Below are 17,083 nucleotides of genomic sequence, written 5' to 3'. Positions count from 1 at the left end.
GACTTCTCACGCCGCCGCGACCGCGGACTTTTCTGGAGGACGCACGATGCGAATCTTGGTGGTCGAAGACAACCCGAAAATCGCCGAGGGAATCCGCAAGGGTCTCACGGAGAACGGGTTTGCGGTGGATGTTTCGCTGACCGGTTTCGAGGCCGAGGAGATGGCCAGCAGCGTCGACTATGACATCGTCGTGCTCGACCTGATGCTGCCCGATCGCGACGGGACGGACGTCTGTCGCAACCTCAGACGACGCAAAAACAAGACGCCGGTGCTGATGCTCACAGCGCTCGGATCGACCGAGGAGAAGGTCGCCGGCCTTAATGCGGGTGCCGACGACTACCTGACCAAGCCGTTCGAGTTCGAGGAACTGGTGGCGCGGATCCGCGCGATCCTGCGTCGCGGCGAACCGACCGAGTCGCGAACGTTGCGCGTTCACGACCTTGAACTTGATCTCTACACCCGCCAGGCGAAGCGCGCCGAGAAGAAGATCGAATTATCGAACAAGGAGTTCGCGCTGCTCGAGTACCTGATGCGCAACCCGAACCGGGTGCTGACGCGCACACAGATCGGTGAGAAGGTCTGGGACATGAACTTCGAGCCCAGCAGCAACGTGATCGACGTGTACATCGCCAACCTGCGGAAACGAATCGACAAAGACTTCGACACCCCACTGATCCAGACGATCAAAGGCGCGGGCTACCGCTTCGGGGTGATGGACGACAATGCCGTGGGATGAGCAATCAGCACGTGACGGTTCACCCGACGAGCGATCGCGAAGTGGCGGCGGCAAGGCAAAAGGCCGGCCGCAGACCGGCGAGAGTTCCGGGCTTTCGCTGCGCCTGCGGCTAATGCTGATGCTGCTGGCGGTATTCGGGGTGATCCAGGTTGGGCTTTCCGTCGCACACCTGGTCTATGACAGCCGAACCGCTGACGCCCTTTTTGTAACGGAACTGAGCCGCGTCGTGGATGCCATCTCCGGCAGCGTGCAGACCGCCTCTGCGCCGCTGACGGATGCGGCACTCCAGTCTGTTTCTGCCGAGCGAGGCGCTGCCGTGCTTGGCCGGCCTTGCATCATCACCCTGTACGATCAGGCCGGCACCGTGATCGCCACCAGCGCTCACCCGCCAATTGACATCCGGCCGCTGGGGCCGCCGCAGGACCTGCTTGCGGCAGGACGCGACCTCGGTCTGGAAAGTCGACTGACAAAACTCCCGGCGAAAGTTGGCGGCGTCACGAGCCGGATCGTCGTCCGTCCCCTCCCGCCGATCGCGACCGGCCCTTCCGCAGGGCAAGGGCGCCTCCTGGTCGTCGCCGCGCCCGAGGCGCTGTTTACCGATCTGTCCGACCGCGCCACGATGAACATCGTGATGCTGACGCCGATCGGTCTGATCGCGTCAGCGATCGCCGGTTGGTTCATCGCGGGCATCGCCGTGCGGCCGCTGCGGCAGTTGGGCCTGATCGCCAGCCAGATGCGGCCCGACAACCTCACGCAACCGATCGACTTTCACTCGTCCGCCAGCGAACTGACATCGCTGAAGCAGGAATTGGATCAGATGCGCAAGCGGATCGAGTCGGGCTACAAAGCGCAGGAGCGTTTCGTCGCGAACGTGTCGCATGAGATCAAGACTCCGATTGCAACGGTTCTGACCGAGTCTCAGACCCTGGCCCGCCCCGGCGCGACGCCCGCAGAGATCAGGCAGTTCATCGACAGCACGCAGGACGAGATGCGCCGGCTCGGCCGGTTGGTGGAAAGCTTTCTGCTGCTCACACGCGTACGGGACGGCAAGCCGGTCGAATCGACGCGGGCCCGTGTTCCGGTCAACGATGTCGTGCTGGACTCCATTCAGCACTGCTGGAGGTACGCGCAGGAACACAATGTCAAGCTCGACCCCGAGCTGTTCGCCGACGCCGACCGCGAGTTGGCGGTCATCGCCGATCCCGACCTGCTGCGCACCATGATCGACAACCTCGTGCGCAACGCGATCCGATTCTCCCCCAAGGAGGACACGGTCAAGGTCCTGGTTCGCCTCGACAGCACCGACAAGGTCTGCATCGGCGTTCGCGACCGCGGGCCCGGCATCCCGGAGTCCATGAAGGAAAAAATCTTCGACCGCTTCGCGCAGGGGAGCGGCGATGAGAAGCTCGGCCGGGGAAGCGGGTTGGGGCTCGAGATCGCCCAGGGTATCGCCGAACTCCACGGCGGACACATCTCGGTCAGCAACCTCGAACGCGGCGGCTGCGAGTTTTGTGCGATGCTACCGCTCGCGACGGCCGTCTCACCTTCGGCACCCACCTGCCACGATGAGCCCGCACCTGCCCACTCGTGAAGCAGGCTCACCGGCGACATGAGTGGTGATTCACCACTAATTCCACCCGCGCTCATCAAGCCACATCAATACTCCTTCCATACGGCAAACGCGAGCACGGCGATGATCGTCGCCGCCGTCGGCCGGACCGGGATTCGAGCTTCGGCTCAAGGAGTTCAACCATGCGATCCACTCTTCGTGGCCTCACCGTCGCAAGCCTCAGCGTCCTCATGCTTTTGGGAAGTCTCTCACTCACCACCGGCTGCAACACCGTTGAAGGTGCCGGCGACGACATCAAGAAGGTCGGCGACAAGATCGAAGACGCGACCGACTGATGGGTCTGACCACCTGCTGGTTTTTGACGCTTCGCGTGGCTCGTGCCTGTTTCTCTGCGTGCCGCAACCAACTCGTACACAAGTTCACAAAAGTACCGTTACACCTTTTTAGGAGTCCGTCATGCTTCGTTGGGCCCTCATCTTCTTCGTGGTGGCGCTCGTTGCCGCCGTCTTTGGCTTCGGTGGTATCGCGGCCGGCGCGGCCGGAATCGCCAAGGTCCTGTTCTTCCTGTTCCTGGTCCTGTTTGTCGTCTCCCTGATCGCGGGAATGGCCGGCGGCAGACGCGCGCGAATCGATCTGTAATGGGTTGACGTGCTGTGCTGTCCTGCGAGTCGGCGTTAGGCCGTAGGGCCGACGCCGACATTCAAAGCTTGAAAGACAAGGAGACAACAATGTCGAGTTCATCCGTTCGAGACGTGATCGATAAGGCCCGTGACCCTGCTGCCAACGCCGTCGCCGATATCCGCGATCGGGCCGGCCATCTTCGAGACGATATGGCCGAGCACGGCCGGGAAGCTGCAGGCTATCTGCGCGATGCGGCGCGATCGGCCCGCAAGACCGCCGGCAAGGTAGGCGATGAAGTGGCACACGGTTACGACGTGGCCCGCGACTACACCACCCGGCGGGCCCAGGAGGCAATGAGCCTGGTGCACAAGCACCCCGCCGCCGCGATCGCGATTGCGGCCGGACTCGGCGTACTGATCGGCGGCTTGTTGCTGGCGCGCCGTTCACACCGGTAGGCCGCCACGCGGGCGCATGAAATGTTTCGCCACGCGCGAGCAATGAAACGCTCCAAAAGGGAGCGATCGCGCCGTACGGCGGGTGTGTCTGGGACCGGTCGGGCCCGGCACGCCCGCCACTTTTTTTGACCGACCGTGAGCCGCAGACGCAAGGCGCCGGGCCAGCGTGCTTCAGATGTAGTACATCTCGAGCTGCTGGTTCGACGCCTTGTTCACGTGCTCTACGAGTTGCTCCAGCGTGACGGCATCCAGCACTTCGTTGGTCGCGCGGGTCAGGCGTTCATTGAGCAGAAACACCGCGACTTCGCCCAGCGAAAGATTGTCACCCATCTTGCCTTCACGGTTGGCCAGTCGACCTTCAAGCCGGCGGATGATGTCGCCGACGGAGATCTCACTAGGCGGTCGGGCGAGCTTATAGCCGCCTTCGCGACCGATCTTGCTCTCCAGGAATCCCCCCCGCCGAAGCGCAAGCAGAATCGATTCGAGGAACTTGGTGGGAAGGTGTTCCTTCTTGGCAAGGTCCTTGGACTGCACGAAGTTCTGAGGCCACTGGCGGGCTAATTGAACGATCGCCCGTACGCCGTACTCCGTCCGCTTGGATACCTTCAAATCCATCTCCTGCTAAAACAGTGGGAAATCTAAGGGTTGGATCGTGAGCGGTCAACCGAGCATTGCGAGGGCGTGTGCGCGAATAGTTCGCCGCTCCGTCCGCTATACTCTTTACCATGCCGACCGCCGACCGCTCCATCCGACGCCTGTTCTCATCCGCCGCCGTGTTCCTGCTGTTGGCGTTCACAGCGCTTCCCGCCACTGCCCAGGACAAGCAACGTTACAAGGTCGCGAAGTCCGCCGTCAGCGCGACCGTGTTGAAGCCCGGCGTACCGGCGATGGCGGCGGTGGTGTTCGATATCGAGCCCGGATTCCACGCCCAGTCGAACACGCCGACCGAAGATTACCTGATCGCCTTCACCGCCGAGTTCGAAACCCCCAAGGGAGTTACGGCCGGTAAGCCCATCTTCCCCAAGGGACACATCAAGCAGTACCCGGCGCTGGGCAAGCTCAGCGTCTACGACGGCCGTGTGATCATCCGCGTCCCTCTGGAGATCGCCGCCGATGCCAAGCCCGGCGACGCGGTCATCAAGGGAAAGCTCGGCTTTCAGATCTGCGACGACAAGGCCTGCTTCCCGCCGGACGAGGCGGCGATAGAGATCAAAGCCGCCATCGGCGCTGCCGACGCAAAGTCAGAACCCTCCGAGGCCGACCTGTTCAAGGGTTATCTTGCCGAGCCGCCTCCCGCGGCCGAGCCCGGTAAGGACGGCAAGAAGGTCCGCGTCAGTGGCGTGCTCGACACCACCGCCCTCCAGGGCGGTAAGCCTGCCAGGCTCGCTGTGGTCATCGATATCGTCCCGGGCTTCTACGCCCAGGCCAATCCGGTGATTGGCGACGGCATCCCGACCACTGTCGCAATAGAGGCAACGAAGGGGCTGAAGTTCGGCGAGCCGGCGTACCCGCCGGGTAAGTCCAAGGCATCGGCCGATGGCAAACCCCTCAGCATCTACTCCGGCCGGGCGATCGTCCTGGTTCCGGTAGAGGTTAGTGGCGACGCAACCGGGGATGTCACCGTTAAGGGCACTGTCACCGTGCAGGTCTGCGACACCGCCGGCGTCTGCCTTTTCCCCGAAGATTTCCCGATCGAGGTCAGAACATCGATCGCCGACGCCCGGGGCGCCGTCGCCCCCAACCAACCCGAGCTCTTTGAAGCCGCCGCTGCGATGATCGCCGCGCCGGCCCCGCCGAGAACATCGACGGCGGTCAAGGCATCGAGCAACAGCAGTGCCGATGCGCTGTCCGGCTACTCGATCCCCGCCGTGTTCGGCATCGCGTTCGTCGTCGGCATCATCTTCAACATCGTTCCGTGCGTGTTGCCGGTGCTGCCGCTCAAGGCGATCGGATTCTACGAAACCGCGCAGCACAACCGCCTTAAGAGCGTCAGCTTCGGCCTGGTATTCAGCCTGGGGGTGATCGCGAGCTTTGCCGTGCTCGGATTGCTGGTCGTGGTATTGCGGGTTTTCACATGGGGCGAGATTTTTTCCAACCCGTGGTTCTCGCTCACGCTGGTGCTCATCCTCGTCGCGATGGCCGCGAACATGTTCGGCGTGTTCACCGTCAATCTGCCCGCCGGGGCGTACATGTTTACGCCGCGACACGACACCTACTTCGGTAACTTCCTGTTCGGCATCCTGACCGCGGCGCTATCAACGCCTTGCACGTTCGGGCTGTTTGTGGGCGTGATCGCTGTCGCGCTCAATCAACCGCCCGTGGTGGGGTTGCTCCTGGTGAGCACGGTCGGCGCGGGCATGGCTTCGCCTTACGTCGTACTGTCGGCGTTGCCGGAACTGGCCCGCAAGTTCCCCCGTACCGGGCCTTGGGCGGAACTGGTCAAGCAGTCGATGGGCTTCATGCTGCTGGCCGTCGCGGTCTTCTTCGCCAAGGGATGGCTGGAACGCGTCACCGGCGCGCCGGCCGTCTGGTGGATGATCTTCGCGATCGTCGCCGCCGGCGGCCTGTTCGTGATCGTTCGCTGCCTGCAGTACGGCAAGACGCGCGTCGCGCCGATCGCCGGCACAATCGTTGCGCTGCTGATCGTGGCACCATCGTTTTATGCGGCGAAGCTGCTGGCCGTGAAGCCGTACGAGTGGCAGGCCTACAGCGAGACGGCCCTCGCCGCCGCTCAGTCTTCGAACAAGGTCGTGCTGGTCGAGTTCACCGCAAGCTGGTGCTCGAACTGCCACGCTCTTGAAGCACTGGTATTGAACGACCGCGAGATCCAGCGAACGGTGCAGGACGAGTCTGTCGCGATGATCAAGGCCGACCTGAGTGCCAAGGACGCGCCTGGCTGGCAATTGCTGAAAGAGAAGCTCAAAGCCGAAGGCGTGCCCCTGACGGTCATCTATTCCCCCACGCTCACCGAGCCCATTCAACTCGCCGGTTTCTACAGCGTCGGCGATCTGAAAGCCGCGATTGAAAAGGCATCCCCGAGGCGCAGCTCCCTAAGCAACTCGCTCAAGTAAGGGGTTTGGCGAGAGGAGTCAGGCGTCAGTTGCGGCCTCCCCCCAAATCGGCGTAGCAAGCAGACCGCCTACTGCCCCTTCGGCTTGGTCGCCGCCCTGCTGCCGGGCAGGTCTCCCGATAGCGCGGCCATCATCTTGCTCCGCCAGGCCAAACCGGCGGCGTCGGCCGACTTGTGTTTGCCGGTGGTGATCTCTCTCGCCATGTCGATCACGATGCGGGTCTGAACCGTCAGTTCGCCGATGCGGCGTTCGAGAACGGGGGGCTCGACACCTTGTGTGAACTGCGTCGCAGGCACCTTCCATTCCTCCCCCACCCGCCGCAACTCGTAAGGATGGTCCTTGTCATCGGGATATCGCACCGTGGCGGCGTCGTGATCGATGACCACCTCCGCCGCGTCAATCTTCGCGAGCGTTTGTTCGAAACCGGCGGCGGTGTCTTCGGTGAAACGGGCGGCGGCGTCCGGGCCATAGGTTTCCTTGGCGGCGGCATGAAGCGTTGCCAAAGCACGCGCCATATCGGCAATCGCGGTGACCATGCGTTCGTCGGCGTCGCCGCCGGAAATCACCGCCCGCCGCAGCCTTTGTACGTCGCCATCCCGCAACGCCGCGGCGAAGTATTTCAGTGTCTCGCGAGGGGTGGCAAGGGTGTAGACCGGTTGGCTCGCCGGACGGGTGCCGGGCTGGGTCGCACCGGATGTGGCGGGTGGCGCGTCGGCACTGCGCGCCGAGGCAACAGTCGCCGGCTGACTTGACGACGGAAGCGTTGCTGCCGGCAGGCTCGACGGCCGGGCCTGCCCGCGCAAAGAGCCGCTGCCGGCGAAGATCGCCGCAACCCCTGCACAGACCGACAGGGGGTGCAACGGCAGTCGGCGACGGTTCGGCGCGGGGCTGGGCATGGGCGACCGTTGTTCTAATCGAAGCAGCGGCAAGGGTCTACGTGCGAGTTTGCGGGCGTCAATCGGGCGCGAAGCGGGTGACCGTCATCAGATTCTGCGCGGTTCTGCAAACCTTGTCCGCCGCACGTGTTGTCGAATCCGACACGGCATTGTATGATCCCCGCCCCGATTTTGCCTTAAAGCGGCGACAGCGCCAGTGGGCATGCGGCAGGTAGGAAGCAACCCGGTTCGTTTCCGCGAATCGGCCAGAGATTTCAGAGGAAAGTACGATGTCCCTTGATCGCAGCCTCAAGAGCGCAAGCACCCTGGTCCGCCATCGCAACGTCCTGACGCGTGGCGAACGCCTCCTTAAGCTCAAGGAAGCGGAAAAGTGGTCCGAAACCAAGAACAGCCCGCTGGGCCTTCCGAAAGTCGGCCACCGCAAGGCGGCCGTGGTGAAGGCCGAGAAGAAGGTGGAAGGCGACGCCGCTGCGGCTGGCGCAGCCCCGGCCGGCAAGGCCGCCGGTGGCAAGGCCGCTCCCGCCGCCAAGGCTGCCGCTGGCAAGGCCGCCCCTGCGGGCAAGGCCGCTGCCGGCAAGGCGGCCCCCGCCGCCAAGGCCGCCCCGGCCGCCAAGAAGAAGTAATCCCCCGGATTGCTAGTGAGCCGAAGCACGCAGGCGCGACGACGTCGCACCTGCGTGCTTCTTCTATGCCCGGGAACGCGGAGCCCCAGCTCCGCATGACCATGCGGAGCTGGGGCTCCGCGTTCCCGGCGTCTCCTTACCGTGGACAGAATCGGCTCCCGCCACAACAATCCCATCATCATGCCGCGCAACCTCAACGACTTTCTCTCCGCCCGCTCCAAGGGCGTCGACGCTTCGGGCATCCGCAAGGTTTTCGACCTCGCCGCGAAGATGAAGGACCCGATCAACTTCTCGATCGGCCTGCCCGACTTCGACGTCCCCGATGTCGCGAAGGAAATGGCGATCACGTCCATCCGCCGGGGCGACAACCGCTACACCCAGACGCAGGGCATCGCCCCGCTCCGCGACCGCTTGCGGGCCGACCTGAGCAAAGAGTTCGGCCGCGACGTCGGCGAGGTGCTGATCACGTCCGGCGTGTCCGGCGGGCTGATGCTCGCGATGCAAGCCGTCATGGACCCCGGCGACGAGGCGATCTTCCTCGATCCCTACTTCGTCATGTACAAGCACCTGCTCACCCTGACCGGCGGCAAGCCGGTCATCGTGGACAGCTACCCCGACTTCCGCTTCCACGCCGACCGCGTCGAAGCGGCGATCACGCCGAAGACGAAACTGCTCATCCTCAACAGCCCAAGCAACCCGACGGGCATCGTGATGACCGAAGAGGAAGTGCGATCCGCGGTCGAAGTCGCCCGCAAGCACGACTTGCTGATCCTGTCGGACGAGATCTACGAGCCGTTCCTCTACGACGCCGCACGGGGGTTGCCGTCTGCGGCGCACGCCTACGATCGCACGATCGTCCTCCGCGGTTTCAGCAAGAGCCACGCAATGACCGGCTGGCGGCTCGGCTATGCGTTCGGCCCGGCGGAAATCATTGCCCAGATGACGAAGCTGCAGCAGTACACGTTCGTCTGCGCCCCCAGCCCCTTCCAGCACGCCGCCCTGGCCGCGCTCGATGTGCCAATGACCGATTACGTCGCCGCGTACCGGAAGAAGCGCGACATGGCGTACGAGATGCTGAGCCGCAAGTTCGAGATCCAGAAGCCGCAGGGCGCGTTCTACATCTTCCCCAAGGCCCCCGCCGGCCTGACGGCGACGCAGTTCGTCACCAAGGCGATCGACAACAACGTCCTGATCATCCCCGGCAGCGTCTTCAGCGAGCGCGACACGCACTTCCGCATCAGCTACGCGACGACGGATGAGAAGCTGGCGCAGGGGTGTGAGGTGTTGTGCGGATTGGTGTGATCGTCGCCTTAGGTAGGGTGGGCTTCAGCCCACCGCGTGCCGTTCGATGACCGGTTGTGTCGGCGGCGAACGGCGCCGCTACCATTGATGCATCCGCAACATGACACAACCCGCCTTCGTCAGGCACCGGTGGGCTGAAGCCCACCCTACCCATGCCCTGCGAGACCACGCCTCACCGAAACATCGCAAAACTCGCCGTATGCCCGTGAATGAAGTTCTTCCCGCCTACCGGGCCGAACTCGCCGGCGGCGAAGAAGCCTGCGACTGGTGTTTGCGGCATCGCCTTCTTCGCCTGGCCGATGTCGTGGCCGGAGGTGTTGAAGAGCCTGGTGCCCCGTCCGTTGCAACTGAACAGCAGCGACCCCGCCGCCGGGTTGCCCTTCTGGGCTTCCAGCATCGCAGCCAGGTCTTCGCCGGCGGTGGCGGCATCTCTCACGTGGAACTGCACCGTCTGCCCGACGCGGATGAAATCCGCCGCCGCGATCGCGCCGGTCTGCTCGTCCACGCCGATCACGTTGCGCACCAGAAAGTCGCCACGGCCGAAGGTATCGCGGTACTCGCTGATCGCCCGTCCGATGAACAATCCGCTGGACAGCAGCTTTTCATCCTGCGGGCCCAGGCTGTTGACGATCTCCCGCAGCATTTCCATCGCCGGTCGGCCGCCGAGCTGTTCGATGATGTTCTCCTTCGCCTTGGTGACGACGAGCGGCTTACCGATCGGTCGGCACCCCTGGCTGACGACCGCCTGCACCGCGACCGGCCCGCTGATGCTGACGCCGACGAAACCCCGCTCCAGGACCTGATCGTTGCGAATCAGGATGTTTTCGCCCGGCTGGCGACCGCTGCTGGCCATCCCGCCGACAAGCGGCGCATTGGGGCACGCCGCATCGAGCGCCGTCAGCAGTTGTCCGGCCGGCGTGGTGAACGGATCGCCGAAGCCGACGATGCCGCGCGTCAGCGGGCCATAACCGACGCGCTCGGCCAGCTCCGCCTCGTCGGTGAGCATGTGCCGCCAGTCCAAGTCGTCGGCGATGTGGAACGGATGGAACCGCACGCCGGACAACTGCCCCACCATCACCGCCAGGCCGGGCTGGCGTTCGATTTCCATGTCGCCGCCGAGCACGCCGTCGCCGGAGCAGCCGACCATGCATTGGGGATCGAGCTCGAGCCAGAGCTTCTCGACCAGTCGATCAGCCTCGAGCGTGTGATGCGCCGTCAGGAAAACGAACGCGACATCGGCACCGGCGTTGCCCTGCGCCTGAAAGGACCGCAAAACCTCGGTGACGGCGTCATCGGTATCGGGGGCAGCACTGATGGCGGATAGGAACTTCATCGCCGCATTCTACAGCGCAGAAGTCATAGCTCATCAGGCAGGCCGGGAAACATCAGCGATCTGAGCGTTTGCAACAGCAGCGTCTGCGAAAGCACTTCGCCCGGTGTAGCCGATTCGGCCGCCGGCTTGTTGGGCTGGTCGTCGGGATCAGCCTTGCTGGCACTAAGCGGGTAGATCGCCGTCGTCGCCGGTGGCGATGACCGGCGGACGGTGGCGACGGTGTCCCACAACCGCCGCAGGTCGATCACCTCGGCCGGGGCGAACTCGTCTCGACCGATCTGACCGGGCAGCGTCGCGACGTGTAACGCCGCGTCAGACCGGACGGCGACCGTCGCGCCGTAGTCACGCAGCGCCACCCATGCGGCGGCGAACTTCGGCTGGTGCAGCGTTGCGGCGGCCAGCATGACAGAAGCCTCGGCCGCACGGCTGGCTTCGATATGGGCAAGGCCCAGCAGGTAGCTCGCGCGGGCGTCGGCGGGTTCTTCTTCCAGCCTGGCCTTCGCCATCCGCTCGACCTCGGCGCGGAACACCGGATGCAACATCGCACTGCCGACGATCGCCTGCGACTCGAGCCGTTCCAGTGGGAGTTTGAACAGGTGCGTGACGGCGGCCTGTGCTTCCTGCTTCGCTTTGGCGGTGTCACCGCGGTCTATGTATTCGAACATGAGGAACAGCCGCAGCGGCACCCAAGCCGGGAAGAGTTCGGCGGCCTCTTCGCACGCCTTGAGCGCCGGTCCGGCCGACAACTCTTTCGCCGCCGCAATGCGATCCGCCGCGGCGACCGCGCCGGCGAATTCAATCGCATCGCGCGATCGACCCTGGGCCTTCAGCACCGCGACCATCGTCCGGTGCGCCTGTAACAGGTCTTTCGAACCCAGCACGATTTCATCCGTCACGCCCATGGCGATCGCGGCGGCGGCAGCTTCTTCCGCTGCCTCCAGCTTCCCGGCCTGACGGAGCAGTTCGGCCTTCCAGGCCAGCGGAAGCGGCGACATCGGGCGGGAGCGAACGATCCGTCCGAACGCGGCCAGAACTTCGCGCATCGCATCTTCCGAGCCTGCGGCGGCGGCCAGGAGCGCACGGTACGCCGCCGGTTGATCGACGTCATAAGCAAGCGACGACTCGATCGCCTTGATGCCCGCCGGTCGCTTCCCCGACTGCAGCAATGCCGCACCGGCGACGGTTCCCAACCGCCGACGATCGCGCGCCCGCTGGCTCACCTGCGACACGAGGTCGTCGGCGTGCCAATGCTCGGCGGTATCGAGTAGTTCTACCGCCTGTGTCGGCTTGCCCGCATCAAGGTAAATCGCGAGGGCCTCGGCCAGGAGCGCCGGGGACAGGCTTGCGTGCGATCGGCAGACCTCTGCCGCTTCGAGCAGCGTCGCGGCGGCTTCAGGTGCCTTTTTCTGCAGAAGCAGCGCGTCTGAGAAGTACCGGGCAGCCGCGGCTGCATCGAGCTGGTCCGAGTCGTCACCGGACGCCGCCTGCCTGGACATCCGCCGCCACGCCTGCCGCATCCAGTCGACCGCCAGCGCGACGTCCTTCTCCGATTTGCGCTGGTCGCCCAGTGCGGCCAGGGAAGCGGCGGAGTAGATGTCATCGATAGTGCTCTTATCGGGCGCAGGCAACCGCCGGAGCCGTGCCATTGCGTCATCGTTTCGATCGGCGAGCAGCAATACATTGACGACCAGATCACGCAGGGGCGTCCCGTCGTAGGCGGTTGCGGCGACGTCAGGTTGAACGCCGTCGGCGAGTTCGATCCAGCTCTGAAGCTTGCCCAGACGCAAGGCACCCCGGCCGGCCACCTGCCACAGCGGCGCTTGGGGGTGCTTCTTCAATAGCGCCAGGACGGTGTTCAAGCGTGCGTCGGTCCATTCGAGGTCTTCGAGCAGGATATCGAACGAAAGCAGGCCTTCGTCATCCGCCGTCGACTCAATCGCATCATCGGCCATCAGCCGCGCTTGAACCTTCTGAGCTTCGTCTGTCCTGCCTTCGCGGATCAGCCTGCAAAGCTGCAACCGCCTGGCTTTATAGCGATCGAGGGCTCGTGTGCCCGTATTCCATGGCGGCTCGCCACGCCGAATGCGAGCCTTGTCGGCTTTGGCGTCGTCAGGGAAACGGCGCTCCATCTCATCGAACAGATCCAGCGCCGCCTCATCCTGCACAAGCTCGAAGTGCGGCATCTTCATCGAGCTGACATGCTTGCGGGCCAGGTCGAGTACACGCCGGTCGGTGTAGTCGCCGCCGGAGAGCTCAATCCGCGCTTCGCCGACGACCGCCGCCTTGAGCATGGCTTCGGCATTCGCCGGATTCGCCTGCCGGTAAAGGTCGGGTATTGCGATTGTCTGATCGGGGTCGGGGCCGAGGAGTTCGAGTTCCTTCTCGAACTGCTCGGTGAGGCCGCGGCCTGCGGCGAGGGTGCCAATGAGCTGGTCGAGCGAGGCGGAGTCTTCGTCGGCGCCGAGACCGGCGACCGCGTCGCCGCTGCCGACGGCATCCCGCAGCGCCTGCAACGCGTCTTCACGGCCGCGGCCATCGCCGGCAAGCAGGCGACTCAGCACGCGCAGGGCGCTATAGCGAACACTCCCGTCAGCGTCAGCGGGGGCGGGTCGGGCGTCGATCTGCGCCGACAGTTCCCGCCAGGTTGCCGGCGGCGGGAGCGATGCCAGAAAGTCGCGGTGCACCTCTTCCACCCGCTTGCGGACCGCAGCCGATCCGCTGCGTCCCTGCAGCCAGACCGCCGACGTGCGGTCGTACAGCGTCAGCCACTGGGTGGCGGCATCGCGTGGAGCGAGGGTATCGGCCGCCGCTCGATAAGCTGCGAGTTCGTCGGTCACCTTCTTGATCGCAGCCGACAAGTCCTTCGCCTGGGGTCGCGCCGGCGTGTCGGCCATGCTGACGAGCGGGATCACCAGTGAGATGAGCAATGTCAGGGAACGTGTCATATCAGGCAGCAAGTCTACGGCAGGCGACCGAAGGATGACCAAACCAACGATGTCGGGTCCAACACCCAGAAGGCGATTGCTGAGAGGATATCGACCGTCAACGACATGAACCACGGTAGAATCGCGAGCGACGGAACCACCACCGGCGGCAAGGACATCGATCGCCCCATGTGAATACCTGAAAGTCGACTATGGCACGAATGCAAACCAGGGTCGGTTGTTCCCTGCTGGCGGCAATGTTATTTGCCTTCTCCGGCTGCGGACGTGCCAACCCGGCAAAGACACCAGCCGACGATTGGACCAGCCTGGCGAAGCAGTCAAGGCTCTTTGCCGATGCCGCGCGTTGGGCGGCATTGAAGCAGCAGATCACGAGTGATCCAGTCTCGCGGCAGATCTTCGGCGTCGTGCGCGACACGGCCGAGCGATTGATCGACCAACCGCCCGTCGCTTACGTGGATAAGGGTGCGTTCTGGCACGGCCCCATGCGGCAGGCGCAGGGGCGGATTCTCGCCCTGGCGATGACCTATCGACTGACCGGCGATGCCCGCTTTCTCGCCCGGGCAAAGCTCGAGATGCGAACCCTGGCCGAATTGCCGAACTGGTATCCGCAGCACTTTCTGGACACCGCCGAGGGCGCACTGGGCATGGCCACGGGGCTGGACTGGCTGCATGACGCGCTAACCCCGCTGGAGCGCCAATACTTCGCCGTCGCCCTCATCGACAAGGCGTTGCGCCCGTCGCTGCTGGTGAGCGAGGACAAAACCTGGGTCAGCGGCAGCAATAACTGGACCGCCGTGTGTCACGGCGGCCTTGTCGCGGCCGCACTGATCGTAGCCGACCAAGAACCGGCTCTTGCCCGGCAGATCGTCGCCCGCGCGATGAAACACCTGCCACGCTACGCCGAGCTCTACGCGCCCGCCGGGGCCTACTCGGAGGGTCCGGATTACTGGGCCTATGGAACCACGTTCTACGCACTGACAGCCGATGCATTGCGCACAGCCCTGGGCAGTTCGAGCGATCTCGAACGCGCCCCCGGATTTCCGCAAACGGCCGACTACACGCTCCAGATGACCGGCCCGACCGGGCAGTTGTACAACTTTGCCGACAACGGTTCAGAAGTCAGTTTCGAACCGGTGATGTTCTGGTTCGCTCGCGAGTTGCGGCGTGGCGACTTACTCCAGCGGGAACTCGCCAATCTCAGTGCGCTTGCCGAAGCCATCGCCGCGGGTGCGCCGCGCGGCGATGCCAGCCGAATGTTGCCACTTGCCCTGATCTGGTACGACCCGGCCCTCGCCACGGCAAAGGGTAGCACTCGTCCGTTGACCTGGTGGAGCCAGGGCGGCTCGCAGCCGCAGGCCGTGATGCGGTCGGCGTGGAACGACCCGCACGCCACGTTCGTCGGCATCAAGGCCGGCCGCGCAGACGATTCACACGCGCACATGGACGTCGGCTCGTTCGTCCTCGAGGCCGATGGCGTGCGCTGGGCGGTCGACCTGGGGCGAGAAAGCTATCCGCACGCTCGGGCCAACGGCTTGCCGAACGCCGACCTCTTCGGGACGAAGCAGAACGGCAGGCGGTGGAGCATTTTCCGCTGCGGGCCAGAGAGCCATAACCTGCTTCGTTTTGACGACGCCCCGCAACTTGTGGAGGCCAAAGCGGACATCCGCCCGTTGCCGCCTGGCGGCGACGGCGTCGGCTACCTGGTGGACCTGTCCCCCGTGGTTTGCGAGCGGGTTGCCCGCGCTCAGCGGCAATTTGTGCTCCACCCCGACCGATCAGTGACGATCGCCGACGAGTGGACAACAGGCGCGAATGCGACGCAAGTCGCCTGGCAGTGGCTGACCCGCGCGCAGGTAACCGTGACCGCCGACGGGGCCATCCTTCGGCAGGATGGCAGGACGATGCGTCTCCGTATCCTCGAGGGGCAAGGCGCGACGGTCGACGTGGAGGATGTCTCGAAGCCACGGAAGGCCTGGGATTCTCCGAACCCCGGACTCAGTCGCATTCTGATTCGCGTGAAAACACCGCCGGCCAGCGTGGGACGGCTTTGCATCCGCGCGGCGCCCGGCGTCATTCCGTGACATCGAGAATACAGAAGCAGCCGCGTTAGGCGTCGTCGGTGTGTGCGACGGACGTTGCCTTGTGTGCAAACGTCTGCACCAGTCGCCGGGTAAGTGCGTTGCGTGCCTCGGCGAACAGCGCTATAGCGTCAGCCGTTGTGTTCGAGCCGAGCACATGCCGCACGCTCGTCACCGGCCTGCCCGCCAGGCCGCAGGGGACGATCAGATTGAAGTAGTCGAGATCGGTCGTCACGTTCAGCGCTATGCCGTGCAGCGAGATGCCCCGCTTGATACGTACGCCGACGGCGCAGATCTTCGCCGCCTGGCCGGAGGTGGCGTCATCGACCCAGATGCCGACGGCACCCTCTTCCCGGCGGGCAGAAATCCGCAGGTCGGCGAACGTGTCGATGACGGCTTGCTCAAGCCGACGAACGTAAGCCCCGACGCTCATCCGGTGGTCGTTCAGCCGGACGATCGGGTAGGCGACGACCTGGCCGGGACCATGGAAGGTGATGTCGCCGCCGCGGTCGGACTGGACGACCTCCACCCCCGCCGCCGCCAGCGACTCCGGTGAGGCTAGCAGATTGCGGGCCATCTCCGACCCTTCCACGCTGCCGCGCCGGCCGAGGGTGATGACCGGCAAGTGCTCGACGAGCAGAAGTTCCTCTTCACCGCCAGCCAGCACACGGGCATGTGCCTGCTCCTGCAGTTCCCACGCGGGGCGGTAGGCGAGTTGGCCGAGATCGGTCACGAGCATTGATCGACGATTCTATGCACAAATTGGCGAGAGTTCGTAACCATGCCCAAACCTGAGCCGGGCCGGTAGCATGAAGGTCGAAGCACCGCCCCCCTTGCCCTTGGGTCTGGATCGCGTGCTGGAGGCCGGTGCGTCGGCGGCCCCGTTCCGCTTTCGTCAACTGCCCTGGAGGACGCCTTTGCGCCAACTCACCCCCGAACAGCAGCGACAGATCGCCGTCGAGATTCGCGCCGAGCGGAAGATTCAGGCGATCAAGCTCTATCGAGAGTTCACCCACAGCGGCCTGAAGGAAGCCAAGGACGCCGTCGAGGCGATGGAAGCCGGCGGACTTCCATCTGACCTGTCGCCGGGCACACAGGGCGTCTTCCGCACTTCAGACCCATCCGGCGGCGTGGACGAATCCACCCGGCGGCAACTCGCCGCAATGGTGCGTGCCGGCCGCAAGATCGAGGCGATCAAGGTCTGGCGGGAGAAGACCGGCGACGGCCTGGCCGAAGCCAAGTCGCGCGTGGAACAACTCGCCGCCGAGCCCGGAACGTACAGCACATTGGAGCAACGCGCGGCGATGCAATCGAAACGCGGCTGCTTCGGCATGCTTCTGGTTGCCGTGATGCTGGCAGCGGTTACGACGCTGCTGGTATTCAGGTCGCTGGGGGTGTTGAAGTCTCTGGCGGTTCACGTCGGCGGCGGATGAGAGCGCATCGTCTCGCCGCC

The 17,083-nt window shown here is 64.6% G+C and carries 15 protein-coding genes; 10 read left to right on the top strand and 5 right to left on the bottom strand.

The annotated features are described in order from the left end of the window. The first annotated feature begins 46 nt into the window (after nucleotides 1-46). From IPV69_RS01465 to IPV69_RS01445, 5 genes are all read left to right on the top strand, one after another. Nucleotides 47-736 (top strand): response regulator transcription factor, encoded by a 690-nt coding sequence (locus IPV69_RS01465; RefSeq protein ID WP_206293138.1) that lies wholly within the window; start codon nucleotides 47-49, stop codon nucleotides 734-736. After that, nucleotides 723-2,327: a HAMP domain-containing sensor histidine kinase gene (locus IPV69_RS01460; protein WP_206293137.1), complete on the top strand. Its 1,605-nt coding sequence runs from the start codon at nucleotides 723-725 to the stop codon at nucleotides 2,325-2,327. Before IPV69_RS01465 ends, IPV69_RS01460 begins: the two co-directional genes overlap by 14 nt. Before the next feature lie 161 nt (nucleotides 2,328-2,488). Then, entirely contained in the window at nucleotides 2,489-2,641 is a 153-nt protein-coding gene (locus IPV69_RS01455) for an entericidin A/B family lipoprotein (RefSeq protein WP_206293136.1), read from the top strand. A gap of 121 nt (nucleotides 2,642-2,762) precedes the next feature. Further along, nucleotides 2,763-2,945, top strand: a complete 183-nt coding sequence (locus IPV69_RS01450) for a DUF1328 family protein (protein WP_206293135.1) — start codon at nucleotides 2,763-2,765, stop codon at nucleotides 2,943-2,945. 89 nt (nucleotides 2,946-3,034) lie between these two features. After that, nucleotides 3,035-3,382, top strand: a complete 348-nt coding sequence (locus IPV69_RS01445) for a hypothetical protein (RefSeq protein WP_206293134.1) — start codon at nucleotides 3,035-3,037, stop codon at nucleotides 3,380-3,382. Between the two features lie 171 nt (nucleotides 3,383-3,553). Here IPV69_RS01445 and IPV69_RS01440 read toward each other — a convergent pair whose 3' ends face one another. Further along, the gene (locus tag IPV69_RS01440; RefSeq protein WP_206293133.1) at nucleotides 3,554-3,991 is read right to left on the bottom strand and encodes an RrF2 family transcriptional regulator; all 438 of its coding nucleotides are present in this window, start codon (nucleotides 3,989-3,991) and stop codon (nucleotides 3,554-3,556) included. Nucleotides 3,992-4,107: 116 nt separating this feature from the next. On the opposite strand from IPV69_RS01440, the gene IPV69_RS01435 reads away from it, so the two are divergent. Further along, nucleotides 4,108-6,453: a protein-disulfide reductase DsbD gene (locus IPV69_RS01435; protein ID WP_206293132.1), complete on the top strand. Its 2,346-nt coding sequence runs from the start codon at nucleotides 4,108-4,110 to the stop codon at nucleotides 6,451-6,453. Between the two features lie 68 nt (nucleotides 6,454-6,521). Here IPV69_RS01435 and IPV69_RS01430 read toward each other — a convergent pair whose 3' ends face one another. Then, nucleotides 6,522-7,349: a hypothetical protein gene (locus tag IPV69_RS01430; protein ID WP_206293131.1), complete on the bottom strand. Its 828-nt coding sequence runs from the start codon at nucleotides 7,347-7,349 to the stop codon at nucleotides 6,522-6,524. 269 nt (nucleotides 7,350-7,618) lie between these two features. On the opposite strand from IPV69_RS01430, the gene IPV69_RS01425 reads away from it, so the two are divergent. Both IPV69_RS01425 and IPV69_RS01420 read left to right on the top strand, forming a co-directional pair. Continuing rightward, nucleotides 7,619-7,972, top strand: coding sequence for a small basic protein (locus IPV69_RS01425; protein ID WP_206293130.1), 354 nt, complete (start codon nucleotides 7,619-7,621; stop codon nucleotides 7,970-7,972). A 180-nt stretch (nucleotides 7,973-8,152) separates the two neighbouring features. Then, nucleotides 8,153-9,274, top strand: coding sequence for a pyridoxal phosphate-dependent aminotransferase (locus tag IPV69_RS01420; RefSeq protein WP_206293129.1), 1,122 nt, complete (start codon nucleotides 8,153-8,155; stop codon nucleotides 9,272-9,274). Nucleotides 9,275-9,446: 172 nt separating this feature from the next. Here IPV69_RS01420 and IPV69_RS01415 read toward each other — a convergent pair whose 3' ends face one another. Further along, the gene (locus IPV69_RS01415) at nucleotides 9,447-10,607 is read right to left on the bottom strand and encodes an FIST signal transduction protein (RefSeq protein ID WP_206293128.1); all 1,161 of its coding nucleotides are present in this window, start codon (nucleotides 10,605-10,607) and stop codon (nucleotides 9,447-9,449) included. Nucleotides 10,608-10,630: 23 nt separating this feature from the next. Continuing rightward, nucleotides 10,631-13,552: a hypothetical protein gene (locus IPV69_RS01410; RefSeq protein WP_206293127.1), complete on the bottom strand. Its 2,922-nt coding sequence runs from the start codon at nucleotides 13,550-13,552 to the stop codon at nucleotides 10,631-10,633. Nucleotides 13,553-13,743: 191 nt separating this feature from the next. Between IPV69_RS01410 and IPV69_RS01405 the strand changes: the two genes are divergently transcribed. Then, entirely contained in the window at nucleotides 13,744-15,633 is a 1,890-nt protein-coding gene (locus IPV69_RS01405; protein ID WP_206293126.1) for a heparinase II/III domain-containing protein, read from the top strand. Nucleotides 15,634-15,658: 25 nt separating this feature from the next. Here the strand turns inward: IPV69_RS01405 and lipB are convergent, their stop codons facing one another. Then, entirely contained in the window at nucleotides 15,659-16,369 is a 711-nt protein-coding gene (lipB, locus tag IPV69_RS01400) for a lipoyl(octanoyl) transferase LipB (RefSeq protein ID WP_206293125.1), read from the bottom strand. Nucleotides 16,370-16,547: 178 nt separating this feature from the next. Between lipB and IPV69_RS01395 the strand changes: the two genes are divergently transcribed. Further along, complete coding sequence (locus tag IPV69_RS01395) at nucleotides 16,548-17,063, top strand: ribosomal protein L7/L12 (RefSeq protein WP_206293124.1); 516 nt, start codon at nucleotides 16,548-16,550, stop codon at nucleotides 17,061-17,063. Nucleotides 17,064-17,083: the final 20 nt, after the last annotated feature.

Source organism: Humisphaera borealis (assembly GCF_015169395.1).
Lineage (GTDB): Bacteria > Planctomycetota > Phycisphaerae > Tepidisphaerales > Tepidisphaeraceae > Humisphaera > Humisphaera borealis.
This window is presented reverse-complemented; position numbering and strand designations above follow the sequence as displayed.

What these genes read in the sequence shown, in the direction of transcription:
- lipB (WP_206293125.1), bottom strand. Translation starts at nt 16,369, where the DNA reads ATGCTCGTGACCGATCTCGGCCAACTCGCCTACCGCCCCGCGTGGGAA.
- IPV69_RS01430 (WP_206293131.1), bottom strand. Translation starts at nt 7,349, where the DNA reads ATGCCCAGCCCCGCGCCGAACCGTCGCCGACTGCCGTTGCACCCCCTG.
- IPV69_RS01415 (WP_206293128.1), bottom strand. Translation starts at nt 10,607, where the DNA reads ATGAAGTTCCTATCCGCCATCAGTGCTGCCCCCGATACCGATGACGCC.
- IPV69_RS01460 (WP_206293137.1), top strand. Translation starts at nt 723, where the DNA reads ATGCCGTGGGATGAGCAATCAGCACGTGACGGTTCACCCGACGAGCGA.
- IPV69_RS01455 (WP_206293136.1), top strand. Translation starts at nt 2,489, where the DNA reads ATGCGATCCACTCTTCGTGGCCTCACCGTCGCAAGCCTCAGCGTCCTC.
- IPV69_RS01445 (WP_206293134.1), top strand. Translation starts at nt 3,035, where the DNA reads ATGTCGAGTTCATCCGTTCGAGACGTGATCGATAAGGCCCGTGACCCT.
- IPV69_RS01435 (WP_206293132.1), top strand. Translation starts at nt 4,108, where the DNA reads ATGCCGACCGCCGACCGCTCCATCCGACGCCTGTTCTCATCCGCCGCC.
- IPV69_RS01465 (WP_206293138.1), top strand. Translation starts at nt 47, where the DNA reads ATGCGAATCTTGGTGGTCGAAGACAACCCGAAAATCGCCGAGGGAATC.
- IPV69_RS01405 (WP_206293126.1), top strand. Translation starts at nt 13,744, where the DNA reads ATGGCACGAATGCAAACCAGGGTCGGTTGTTCCCTGCTGGCGGCAATG.
- IPV69_RS01425 (WP_206293130.1), top strand. Translation starts at nt 7,619, where the DNA reads ATGTCCCTTGATCGCAGCCTCAAGAGCGCAAGCACCCTGGTCCGCCAT.
- IPV69_RS01450 (WP_206293135.1), top strand. Translation starts at nt 2,763, where the DNA reads ATGCTTCGTTGGGCCCTCATCTTCTTCGTGGTGGCGCTCGTTGCCGCC.
- IPV69_RS01420 (WP_206293129.1), top strand. Translation starts at nt 8,153, where the DNA reads ATGCCGCGCAACCTCAACGACTTTCTCTCCGCCCGCTCCAAGGGCGTC.
- IPV69_RS01410 (WP_206293127.1), bottom strand. Translation starts at nt 13,552, where the DNA reads ATGACACGTTCCCTGACATTGCTCATCTCACTGGTGATCCCGCTCGTC.